The organism is Haloarcula marismortui ATCC 43049 (assembly GCF_000011085.1).
In the GTDB taxonomy this organism is placed as follows: domain Archaea; phylum Halobacteriota; class Halobacteria; order Halobacteriales; family Haloarculaceae; genus Haloarcula; species Haloarcula marismortui.
Map to the genome: position 1 here is coordinate 499,029 of NC_006396.1, position 11,691 is coordinate 510,719.

At 62.6% G+C, this 11,691-nt stretch carries 11 protein-coding genes; all 11 read left to right on the top strand.

Annotated elements, in window-relative coordinates; translation table 11 throughout:
- Positions 1-64: 64 nt before the first annotated feature.
- The gene (locus tag RR_RS06490) at positions 65-769 is read left to right on the top strand and encodes a helix-turn-helix domain-containing protein (protein ID WP_011223091.1); all 705 of its coding nucleotides are present in this window, start codon (positions 65-67) and stop codon (positions 767-769) included.
- Between the two features lie 416 nt (positions 770-1,185).
- On the top strand, positions 1,186-1,518 hold the full coding sequence (locus RR_RS06495) for a hypothetical protein (RefSeq protein WP_011223092.1): 333 nt from the start codon (positions 1,186-1,188) through the stop codon (positions 1,516-1,518).
- 380 nt (positions 1,519-1,898) lie between these two features.
- Positions 1,899-3,311, top strand: coding sequence for an ABC transporter substrate-binding protein (locus tag RR_RS06500; RefSeq protein ID WP_011223093.1), 1,413 nt, complete (start codon positions 1,899-1,901; stop codon positions 3,309-3,311).
- A gap of 2 nt (positions 3,312-3,313) precedes the next feature.
- Positions 3,314-4,126: an ABC transporter ATP-binding protein gene (locus RR_RS06505; protein ID WP_011223094.1), complete on the top strand. Its 813-nt coding sequence runs from the start codon at positions 3,314-3,316 to the stop codon at positions 4,124-4,126.
- Positions 4,123-4,821, top strand: coding sequence for an ABC transporter ATP-binding protein (locus tag RR_RS06510; protein ID WP_007189869.1), 699 nt, complete (start codon positions 4,123-4,125; stop codon positions 4,819-4,821). The genes RR_RS06505 and RR_RS06510 overlap by 4 nt, the downstream gene beginning before the upstream one ends.
- Positions 4,818-5,807, top strand: coding sequence for a branched-chain amino acid ABC transporter permease (locus tag RR_RS06515; protein WP_004962050.1), 990 nt, complete (start codon positions 4,818-4,820; stop codon positions 5,805-5,807). The genes RR_RS06510 and RR_RS06515 overlap by 4 nt, the downstream gene beginning before the upstream one ends.
- Before the next feature lie 136 nt (positions 5,808-5,943).
- Positions 5,944-7,110 (top strand): branched-chain amino acid ABC transporter permease, encoded by a 1,167-nt coding sequence (locus tag RR_RS06520; RefSeq protein ID WP_079890973.1) that lies wholly within the window; start codon positions 5,944-5,946, stop codon positions 7,108-7,110.
- Positions 7,107-7,256 (top strand): hypothetical protein, encoded by a 150-nt coding sequence (locus RR_RS22320; RefSeq protein ID WP_007189867.1) that lies wholly within the window; start codon positions 7,107-7,109, stop codon positions 7,254-7,256. The genes RR_RS06520 and RR_RS22320 overlap by 4 nt, the downstream gene beginning before the upstream one ends.
- Positions 7,253-8,107, top strand: coding sequence for an alpha/beta fold hydrolase (locus RR_RS06525; protein WP_011223097.1), 855 nt, complete (start codon positions 7,253-7,255; stop codon positions 8,105-8,107). The genes RR_RS22320 and RR_RS06525 overlap by 4 nt, the downstream gene beginning before the upstream one ends.
- Positions 8,100-9,743, top strand: coding sequence for an AMP-binding protein (locus RR_RS06530; RefSeq protein ID WP_011223098.1), 1,644 nt, complete (start codon positions 8,100-8,102; stop codon positions 9,741-9,743). Before RR_RS06525 ends, RR_RS06530 begins: the two co-directional genes overlap by 8 nt.
- A 54-nt stretch (positions 9,744-9,797) precedes the next feature.
- The gene (locus RR_RS06535; protein WP_049938781.1) at positions 9,798-11,669 is read left to right on the top strand and encodes a hybrid sensor histidine kinase/response regulator; all 1,872 of its coding nucleotides are present in this window, start codon (positions 9,798-9,800) and stop codon (positions 11,667-11,669) included.
- Positions 11,670-11,691 lie beyond the last annotated feature (22 nt).

Sequence of the window (11,691 nt, forward strand, 5' to 3'; positions counted from 1 at the left end):
CTACTATTAATCGTGGGGTTCTTTACCGTATCACACGAATTGTTCGTGATACAGTGGACTGCCAATGATAGATATCGCTCTGGACATGGAGCAGTACGACTGCCCCTTCATCGACACGACGGCAGACCACGATGTCGCTTTTGCAGCGGTACACTGGGACTTCGACCAGCGTGCGCGGGAGTTGGAGACACGGATGGTTGTTGAGGCTGAGGATGCGGGGGTACTCGATACGGGGCTGGACAGCTTGCAGACCCACGAGAACATGAACGACTGTGTGCTGTTGCGCCGCGAGAACAACGCCGCTCACATCCGGACGACTATCGAGGAAACGGCGGCGATGCAGACCATCAGAGACAACGGCGGCTACATCACCGGGCCCTTCCACATTGAGGCAGGCAGCGAGACCTGGCACGTCGGCTTCGACCGTGGCCGAGACGCCGACACGACGCTCTCGGAACTTGACCGTGACAACGAGTACGACGTGGTTGAGCGGACGTCGGCGACGCTCCCACAACTGCAGGACCTCGTGCAGAACGCCGGCGCGGCGATGACACTCGTGGACGGCTGTCGGGACCTCTCGGACACCGAACGCGAGACGCTGGAAACCGCCGTCTCCGAAGGCTACTTCGAGTCACCCCGGGACGCGACACTGGGGTCGCTGGCCGAGGACTTCGGCGTGTCCAAACCCGCCGTCTCGAAGAACCTCCGGCGCGGCGAGCGCAAGATGATCGAACGCGTCGTCGAAGCGCTTGATGACATCGAGGACTGAGTTCGGTGTTCCCGCCGGCCTGTTCGCTACTCTGTCCAGAATGACAGCTAGGTGCAATTGTCACAACGGCCGTACCTAGCTCCCACTGTAGGCCTTAGCGTTGTTTTACTGCATAACTGACACTCGTGAGAGCGACATCAATACAAGACAACACCGATTGTGTGGGCTGAGATATGAATCAGCAAATGCCGGTCAAACGAATCCTGAACTGTCCGCATATCTGTGCTGCTGGGTGGTGACCGCTGGTTCCACCCAGACGGATAGAGTAAGGGTTACTTCCATGCATGATTCCGAGATTGAGACCTGCTTAAATCATATTCCCACGGCCGGACGCAATACGAGTGCAAAGGAGGGGACCGGTCAAATAAATATTTCGACCAAAGATATTTTTATACAAAAGCAAAGACAACATAATCATGACTGCTGAAGAAGACGAATCATCATCTAGAAGAGCCATACCGGCTCTTGAGATGCTTTTCAAAACGGTATTCGGGTTGCTCTTGCGAATCATACTCGCACCGTACCGTCGGCTCGCAAGGCGGTTGCTTGTTGGAGTTATCCTGATACCAGTTGCCGTATTCCTCGGCGTGTTCATTTTTGCGGGGTTTGCGGGAGGAATGGAACTGTTTGACTTCCTCGGTGTGAACCGTCAGATTGGGTTTCTGATTTCAATCACCGTCGGAATGACCTTGCCGTGGGTGGTCATCCTCGGTATCCTGCATCGATACACTGACCACGAAATTCTCTAACTACCCGCAATGCGACTGGGACAGCGAATAGCGGCGTATTTTCGTCCGAACTCTGGTCGGGTTGATAAACAGTTCTCTGATGGACCTTTGTCGCAGGTATCTACTCCATTTCGTCTGACACACAGTTCGTGGTGGCCCTTGGACTGGGACTCTCTATTATTCCCCCGTTACTAACGTGGGTGACCGCTGAGATATACCGGGCAACAGTCGCTGAAGCAGCTACGTAGCAGATAGTCAAATCGGTGTGAGAGGACAGTACGCAAGCGAGGGGCGAGATAGGCCGTCTACCGCCATTTTGTACCAATCCCGGTCCGGACGAGAACTGCGTTAACATGTTAACTCAGAACACTATATGGTCGGCGAGTCTACAATAATCTGTTATGCAGAATACGGCTACACGGAGGCGCGTTCTCGGCGCGCTCGGTGCTGGCGTTGTCGGGCTCAGCGGCTGTGTCAGTGACGACTCATCCATGACTGAACAGGACGATTCGGACGGCGGGACGACGGACAGTAGCACGAACGGCGAATCGGGCGGCAGTGGTTCGGCACAGACCGTTAGTATCGGGGTCCTTCAGCCCCGCGCTGGTGACCTGAAGTACTACGGCGACCAGTCGCTGTGGGGGTTCCTCTCCGGGCTGGCGTACAAGGGTGATACCGATCCGCCGACAGACCCCGGCAGCGGCGAGGTTACGATCACCGCCGGTGACACGGAGTATCGCCTGCTAATTCGGGACACGGAGTTCTCGGCGGACACGGCACAGACGGCAGCGACGAACCTCGTCGAGAACGAAGACGTAGACATGCTCGCCGGCTGTGCGTCCTCGGCGGTCGCCAGCCGGGTCGTCACGACGGTCGTCAATCAGGCGCAGGTCCCCATCATGCTCGGTCCGGCGGCGTCGGCCGACATCACGTCCAACTCCGAGACCTGTAGCGACCTCGTCTACCGAGCGAGCGAGAACACCGCGATGGACGCCCGCTCGGGCGGGAAGTACGTCGCCAGAGAGACGGACGTATCGAGCGTCTATCTGTTCGGCGCGGACTACAGTTTCGGCCGCGCGGTCGTCAACAACTACCGGGACGTGCTGGAGGCCGAAGGCGTCGATATCGTCGGCGAACGCTTCGTCGAACAGGGCTACGCCGAGTGGGATGGGCTGCTTGACAACGCCGAGGAGGCCGGGGCCGAAGGCGTCGTCGGCGGGTTCACCGTTGCGACGCTTCCGGCGATGTTCAACGCCTTCCTCTCCGGTGAGTACTCCTATCGGGTGTTCGGCGGGTTCGCCACCAGAATCACCAACAGCGTCGTCGGTGGGACGATGCAGAGCGTGCTCGGCGAGCCCCTGACAGCGGAGAAGATCAGGGACTCACAGCTCGGGCCGTTCACGACTCGCTACCACTGGAACCAGTACGACAACCCGATCAACGACGCGTTCGTCGAGAGCTACACCAACGCCTACGGCGTCGTCCCGGACCTCTTCACGGCCGGGACGTTCACGGGCGCGTCGGCGATCCACCAGGCCGTCCAGGAGAGCGGGTCGACCGAGGGCGCGGACATCGCCGACGCCCTGAAGGGGATGACCGTCACCGACACGCCGAAAGGCGAGAACGGCTACACCTTCCAGGAGTACAACAACCAGGCACAGTCGGCGATGACCGTCGCGAACCCGATTCCGACGACCGACGAGTGGGCCGACAACTGGGGGGCCGCCATCATGCCCGGCGAACCGCTAGCCCGAATCAGTGCCGACGAGACGACTATCCCACAGGATAGCGACCAGATGGACTGTTCACTGTAGGGATGCTCAGAACACAGGGACTGACAAAGGAGTTCGGCGGACTCACCGCCGTCAACAGCGTCGACTTTGAACTCGAAGCGGAACTGTGCTCACTTATCGGCCCGAACGGGGCCGGCAAGACGACGTTCTTCAATCTGCTGACCGGGACCCTCTCGCCCACCGAGGGGACGGTCGAACTCCGGCGTGACAGAACTTGGCAGGACATCACCGACGCGTCGCCGCACGAGACGGCCAGCAAGGGCATCCACCGCTCCTATCAGGTGACGAACGTCTTCCCCAACAGCACGGTGCTTGAGAACGTCCGGGTCGCCGAACAGGCCCACAGCGACGACGCCACGACGTTCTGGCGCAACGTCGACCACTACGACGAGTTCACGGAGCGCGCCCACGAGATTCTCGACCGGGTCGGGCTTGCCCACCGGGCCGAGGACCTCGCGAGCACGCTGAGCCACGGCGCAAAGCGCAAACTCGAAGTCGCCATCGCGCTGGCCGGCGACCCCGCAGTGCTCCTGCTGGACGAGCCAAACGCCGGCGTCTCCTCGGAGAGCGTCGACGAAATCCGGGACCTCATCGAAGCAGTGGCGGAGGACTACCCAGTCCTGCTGGTCGAGCACAATATGGACATCGTGATGGGCGTCTCCGACCGCGTCGTCGTGCTCCATCAGGGTGCGGTCATCGCCGACGGACCGCCAGCAGAGGTACGGGCTAACCCCGACGTCCAGTCGGCGTATCTCGGCGGCTACGAACCGGGCAGTCTTGACGACGATACGACTGCGGCGGGGTCCGAAACGGACTCGGAGGAGGGGACGGCGTGAGCCTGCTCGAACTCGGCGGCGTCCACACGTACTACGGCGACAGCCACATCCTCGAAGGCGTTGACCTCTCCGTCGAGGAGGGAGAGGTGGTCGCGCTGGCCGGCCGAAACGGCGTTGGCAAGACCACGACGCTCCGAACGATTCTACAGCTGACGCCGCCCCGCGAGGGGTCGATCACGTTCCGCGATGAGTCGCTGGTCGGGCTGGAAACACACGAGGTTGCGACTCGGGGGCTGGGTTGGATTCCTGAGGACCGTCGGATGTTCAGCCAACTCAGTGTCGAGGAGAACCTCCGGGCGGCGATACCGGACCCCGACGATGTGAGCGACGGTCTGCAACTGGCGTTCGATTCGTTCCCGATTCTCGAAGAGCGGCGGGGGCAGGACGCCGGCACGCTGTCGGGCGGCCAACAGCAGATGCTCGCCATCGCTCGCGGGCTGGTCGGCGACAACGACCTGCTGCTGGTCGACGAACCGAGCGAGGGGCTAGCTCCCCAGATTGTCGCCGACGTGGCCGAGGCGCTGTCGAAGGCGAGCGAGGAGGTGACGATGTTGCTGGTCGAGCAGAACCTTCCGCTGGCGCTCGACCTCGCCGACCGGTTCTACATCCTCGACAAGGGCCGCGTCGTCGACGACGGCGAGACAGCGGCGGTGACGGCTGACGACGAGCGGTTCAGGAGGTATCTATCGGCATGATTGTCGAAGCGCTCGCGGAGTTTTTGACCCTCGGTGAACTCGGCGGTGTCATCGTCAACGGACTCGCCAAGTCGGCGCTGTACGTGATGATCGCCAGCGGCCTCACACTCATCTTCGGCCTCATGGGCGTGCTGAACTTCGCCCACGGGTCGCTGACGATGGTCGGGGCGTACCTCGGCGGCCTCCTGATGGTGGTCACAGTCACTGGCGGAACAGCGCCGCTGACCCGCCTCGGCCTGTTCTTCGTCGCCATCGTCGTCGTCTTCGCACTGTTGACGATGCTGGGCGGGGCTATCGAGACAACCATCATCCGGCCGCTGTACGACCGGCCGCCAATATACCAGATCCTGCTGACGTTCGGCCTGACGCTCGTCATCGAGGAGGTCGTTCGCATTGTACTGGGTGTCTACGGCCTCCAGCCGCTGTCGGACTGGCAGGCCGCGCTGGCGACCAAGCCCCAGTTCCTCCGCGAACCGGTCGCCCTCGGTCCCGTCAGCGTCGGCTGGATGTCGCTGTTCCAGATACTCCTTGGAACTATCACGGTGGTCGGCATCTGGGCGTTCCTCACAAAGACCCGCTACGGCCTGTACATTCGGGCCGGCAGCGAGGACACGGAGATGGCGTCGGCGCTCGGCATCGACGTTCGGCAGGTGTTTACCGTCGTGTTCGCGCTGGGTATCGGGCTGGCCGGCGCGGCCGGAACGCTGCTGATGTGGGACCCGACGTGGGGTGCGAGCGTCCCGCTCGCGGCCGAGACGCTGCTGCCGGCGTTCATCGTCGTCATCGTCGGCGGCCTCGGAACGTTCCGTGGCACCGTCGTCGCCGCACTGGTCGTCGGCATGGCCGACGCGGTAACGACCTGGTGGTTCCAGAACGTCATCGAGTTCACGGGCCTGCCGGAACTCGTGCTGTTTCTGGTCCTCGTGGTGACACTCATCGTCCGCCCGCAAGGGCTATTCGGCGTCGAGGAGGTGGGGGGCCATTAGCGCCGAACCCGAGGCTGACGCCGAGGCGGCGTCCGAGCCACCGGCCACGACTGTGGAAACTGGATGGCCCCGCGAATACCTGCGAGACCACACCGCCCACATCCTCGTCATTGCCCTGCTGGCGCTATACCCGCCGGTGTATCACACGCTGTTGAACTCGGCGGTCAGCGCCGAGACGCAGATGCTCCTGCCGACGGTGGAGACGATGGTCGGCGTGCTGTACTTCGGCCTTTTTGCTATCTCGTTTGACTTCATCAGCGGCTACACCGGCTACCTCTCGTTTGGCCACGCGGTGTTCTACGGCACCGGCGCGTACACCGTCATCCTCATCGCCAACGGGAAGCTGCCGCTGCTTGGCCCCGGGACGCCGTTCATGCTGTCCCTGCTGGTCGGCGGTCTCATCGCCGTCGTGCTGGCGATGCTCGTCGGCCTCGTCTCGTTCCGCCTCTCTGGCGTCTACTTCGCGATGATTACGCTCGGCTTCGCGCAGGTGTTCTACGTGTTCGTCCGCGGCTGGGACTACGTGGCGACCAACCCCCGCGACGGTCCGGCGGTCGGGCCAAGCCACGCCGAGGGCTTTCAGATCGGGGTTCCCGGCATCGACCAGCTCTCGCTGTCAATCGGCGTCCTTACCGGCGACGAGGTCGCCCTGCTGGGGTCGACGCTGTCCGGCACAGAAGTGTCCTACTACATGATCGGCCTCGTCGTTCTGGCCTGCTACTTCGCTATGCAGCGCATCATCCACTCCCCCTTTGGCCGAGTGATGCTCGCCATCCGGGAAAACGAGGAACGCGCCGTCGCCATCGGCTACAACACGTATCTGTACAAGCTCGGGGCCTTCGCCATCAGTGGCTTCTTCGCTGCCGTTGCCGGTGGCTTATTCGCCGGCTTCAAGCGCTCGGCAAGCCCGGAGAACTCCTTTTACTTCCTGGTGACTGGCGACGCCCTGCTTGCGAGTATCATCGGCGGTTTCGGCACGCTTGCCGGCTCGCTGTACGGGCATCTATTCGACGAGACCGTCCGAGAGTTCCTCTCGAAGGCCGGGCAGGGTGGCGGCCTGTTGCCCTATCTCCGTGCGCTGTTAGGGCAGGAAACCCTTGACGCGACGCTGGTCGGCGAGACGACCATCGGCGGGCTCATCGACCTGCTGTTGAACGGCCACGCGAGCCTCTACGTCGGAATCGTGTTTGTGCTGTTCGTGCTCTACGTCCCCGACGGGCTGCTTGGGACGCTCCGGGCACGTGTCGGTGGGACGTTCGCAGAGGCGCTGCCGGCGAAGGTCTGGGGTGAGTCCGACCAATGAAACCCGTAAAAACGACAATCGAACCGCCTGACAGAACGACGACCTGGGCATGGAGCGGCCGGTCACTGCCCGGCTACCCGACAGAGACGTATCGACGGCGAAACGATACGCCGCGCGACCACCCGAACGCAGAGCCAGAGCAATGAACGCGGAACCGAACTACTTGAAGAATATTCAACCAGAACCAGTCAGTATGCACTACGCAACCAACGACGGCGTCTCGCTCGCTTACGAGCGCGAGGGGCCGCCTGACGCCGAAACCGTCGTCTTCGTTGAGGGCATCGGCTACGGCCGCTGGATGTGGCTGTGGCAACAGGAAGCGCTCGTTGAGGAGTACCAGACTATCGTGTGGGACAACCGCGGAACCGGCGATTCGGACGAACCCGGAGGTCCGTACACCATGAGCCAGATGGCGAGCGACCTGGAGGCCGTACTCGACGACGCCGGCATCGAGCAGGCCCACGTCGTCGGGGCCAGCATGGGCGGGATGATCGCCCAGCAATACGCCCTGGAGTACGACCGGGCCAGGTCGCTGACGCTCATGTGTACCTCCCCAGGTGGTCCCGAAGCGGTCCCCGTCCCTGAGGAGACACAGCAGCGGATGTTCGCCGTCCCTGATGACCTCGACGAACGCGAACTCCGACGGTACAAGATGCAGCCGGCGCTCTCAGATTCGTTCATGGAAGCCCACGAGGACCTCATCGAGCGCATCATCGACTGGCGCATCGACAGCGACGCCAGCGACCAGGCACTGGACTGGCAAGGCGCGGCGGTTCAGGCGTTCAACGCGTCGGACCGCCTCGGTGAAATCACAGTCCCGGCCCTCGTCATCCACGGGACCGCCGACGAGGTGGTCCCCTACGAGAACGGGAAGCTACTGGCACGCGGGCTCCCGAACGCCGACTTCATCACCGTCCACGGCGGCCCGCACCTGCTGTTCATCGAGGAGTACGAGCGCGTCAACACACAGATACAGGAGTTTATCGACGATGTCTGAACTCGGCCCCGGTACCCCACAAAAGTGGGTCGGTGCCTGGAGCGAGCGCCGGGCCGCGCTCACGCCGGACCGCGAGGGATTGGTGGATGCGACCACCGGCGAGCGGTTCACGTACGCCGAACTGGACCGGCGAGCGAACCGGACCGCTCGCCTGCTTCGGCGGTACGGCGTCGGCGACAGTGGTGAGTCTACCGGTACTGTCGCCGTCGTCTCGCGGAACCGCCCAGCTGTCGTCGACCTGTTCTTCGCCTCCGCCAAGACCGGGAGCCGACTGGCTCCGCTGTCCCACCGGCTTGCGCCCCCGGAACTCGCCGAACTCCTCGACCGCGTGGACCCGGAACTCCTCGTTGTCGAGGCTTCCTCCGCCGAGACTGTCTCGACTGCTCTGGAGACAGCCGATACGGCGGCTCCCCAGCTTATCCATCTCGGAACCGCCGCCGACAGCGCGTCCTCGGCTGCCACGCTCGACAGCACGCCCTACGCTTCGGCCCTCCCCGAGGACGACACACCCGTCGAGACAGCAACGCCGGCCCCCAGCGACACACATCTCCTCCTGCACACCGGTGGGTCGACTGGAACGCCAAAGGAGACGGAACTAACCCACCGCGGCATCGTCTGGAACTCTCTGAATACGATTACGGCCTGGGGACTGCGCGAGGACGACGTGACGCCGATGGTGTTTCCGATGTTTCACACCGGTGGCTGGAACGTTCTCACCGTCCCCCTGTGGCACATGGGCGGGACAGTGGTCATCGCCCGTGCGTTTGACCCTAGCGACGTACTGGAGATCATCGACTCGGAGGGCGGGACCGTCCTTGTCGCCGTCCCGGCAATCCTGCGGATGATGGCGAACCACGACCGCTGGGCGGAGACGGACCTCTCGTCGCTCCGCTTCGCCAAATCCGGCGGCGGCCCCTGTCGCAAAAGCGTGATGGAGACGTGGTGGGACCGGGGCGTCGACCTCTCACAGGGGTACGGCCTCACCGAGTGCGGGCCGAACAACTTCGCGATGCCCGAGGACTGGCCCCACGAGAAGGCTGATTCCGTCGGTAAGCCGGTGCTACACGTCGACGCCAGAGTCGTCGAACCCGAAGATAGCGACGACGAAGGCAGCCCTGCCGGTTCACGGGACCCGGTCGACCCCGGCACCGTTGGCGAACTCCAGTTGCGCTCGCCCCACGCCGCGGCGGGCTACCTCGACAATCCGGACGCGACCGCCGAGACATTTGGCGACGGCTGGGTGTCGACCGGCGACCTCGCCCGCGTCGACGCGGACGGCTACTACTACATCGAGGGCCGCACCAAGCACATGTTCGTCAGCGGCGGCGAGAACGTCTTTCCCCCGGAGGTCGAGGACGCTATCGCCGACCATCCCATGGTCGGTGAAGTCGTCGTGATTCCGGTCCCCGACGACAGATGGGGGCAGGTCGGAAAGGCTGTCATCGAGCCCGCATCCACTGCTGTGACCGACGGGGCTAGCGATCGACCGCTGACGCTTGACGACCTCCGAACGTTCCTCGACGACCGCCTGGCACGGTACAAACACCCCCACGATATCGCGTTCGTCGAGGCGATGCCGACCAGCGGCCCAGACAAGATTGATCGGGGTGCAGTTTCAGACCGCTTCGGTGCGTAATGTATCACTGCAGGCGTAGCTTCAAGAGGGATGATGAATTTCTATTTACACAATATGTCTGACACATATGCGGCTGCGAATTCGATGCACGTGTTGCAGGTAGACGACAGGCCGCTACTCGACGAGACTGTCGAGTTCCCGGATAGTCGGGGCCCGGACTCGCTGACGCTGACGACGACCGACCGGGCAGACAGTGCGCTCGACCGTCTCGAAGGCACCGCTATCGATGGCATCGTTGCCGCCGACAACCTCCCGGACCGGTCCGGCCGTGAATTCGCTGAGATAGTCCGCGAGCGGGACAGTAATGTCCCGGTGTTGCTACTGACCGAGCCGGAATCCGTCGCCAGCGACGCAATCTCGAACGGGGTTACCGACGTTTTCAGAAGAGATACAGCTGTTGCCCGTCGCGACCTTCTCGCCAATCGGATTCGGTTACTCGTCGAACATCACCGGTCGACAGAACTCGCGAGTCGGACTAGACAGCAACTCACAGAACTGGCAGAACAGTCGAGCGAACTGCTGTGGGTGTTCTCCGGGGACTGGACCGAGATACAGTTCGTCAATTCGGCATACGAAACGCTCTACGGCCGCTCCGTCGAGTCGTTGCAGACCAGCCCCGATGAGTTCATGACAGCGATTCATCCCACGGATCAGGATAGAGTCATCCAGTCGATGCAGCGCGTCTCAGCCGGAGAATCCGTCGAACTCGAATTCCAAATCACCAGACCGGATGGCGAACAGCGCTGGGTGCGAGCCAAGGCACAGCCCATTGTTGAAGATGGCACGGTCGCCAGAATCGTCGGTGCCTCGCGTGACATCACCGAACGGAAGCGATGCGAGTCCGAACATATTGCAGAAATAGACCGCCCTGACGCACCGGTCGATGCAGTGCCGGATCTGTTCTATGAACTCGATGAGAACGGCGAGCTGGCTCGCTGGAACGATGCACTGGCGGCAGCCACCGGATATACAGACGCTGATCTCGGGCCGATGTCGCTGACAGCACTCTTCGCCCCATCAGATCGTGAAACCGTTCGACAGGGCATCGAGACGGCTTTTTCGACCGGTGAAACGTCGTTCGAGGCCGATCTGCTAACCGCCGATGGCACGACAGTGCCGTACGAATTCACCGGGGGCCGGATAACAGCTGCTGACGGCTCGCCGCTCGGCGTGGTCGGTATCGGACGGGATATCTCCGCCCGCGAAAGCCGCCAACAGGCGCTTGAACAGCAAAACAAGCGCCTCGGAGAGTTTGCCAGCGTCGTCAGTCACGACCTCCGGAACCCGCTGGACGTTGCCCGGGGCCAGCTAGAACTCGCACAGATTGAGCACGATAGCGACCACCTCGACGCGGTCAAGCGAGCCCACGGCCGTATCGGACAGCTCATCGATGACCTCCTGACGCTGGCCCAGAACGGCGAGACAGCGCTCGACAGCGAGCCGGTGCCGCTCCAGACAGTCGTCGAGCAGTGCTGGCAAACTGTCGAGACCGGCGACACGACACTGGAACTACAGACCTCGACCGTGGTGCGGGCGGACCCAAGCCGGCTCCGGCAACTCTTCGGGAACCTGATCCGCAACAGCGTGGAACACGGACAGACGCCACACACCGAGAGACAAGACGACGCCGGCGAACAGCGTGCGACGACCTCTCTCTCACAGTCGCAGAGACCAGCCGCTGACCTGACGCTTACTGTTGGCGAACTGGACGACGGCTTCTACGTCGCGGACGACGGCGTTGGGATTCCGGCCGGCGAGCGCGACACTGTGTTTGAGGGTGGCTACTCGCTGGCGTCGGGTCCCGGTTTTGGCCTCAGAATCGTCGATGAGATCGTCGATACCCACGGCTGGTCGATAACGGTCACAGAAAGCGACGCCGGCGGTGCTCGCTTCGAGATCACCGGCGTCGAGTTCGAGACGGCGTAACTGTGCCGTCGTGAGTACTATC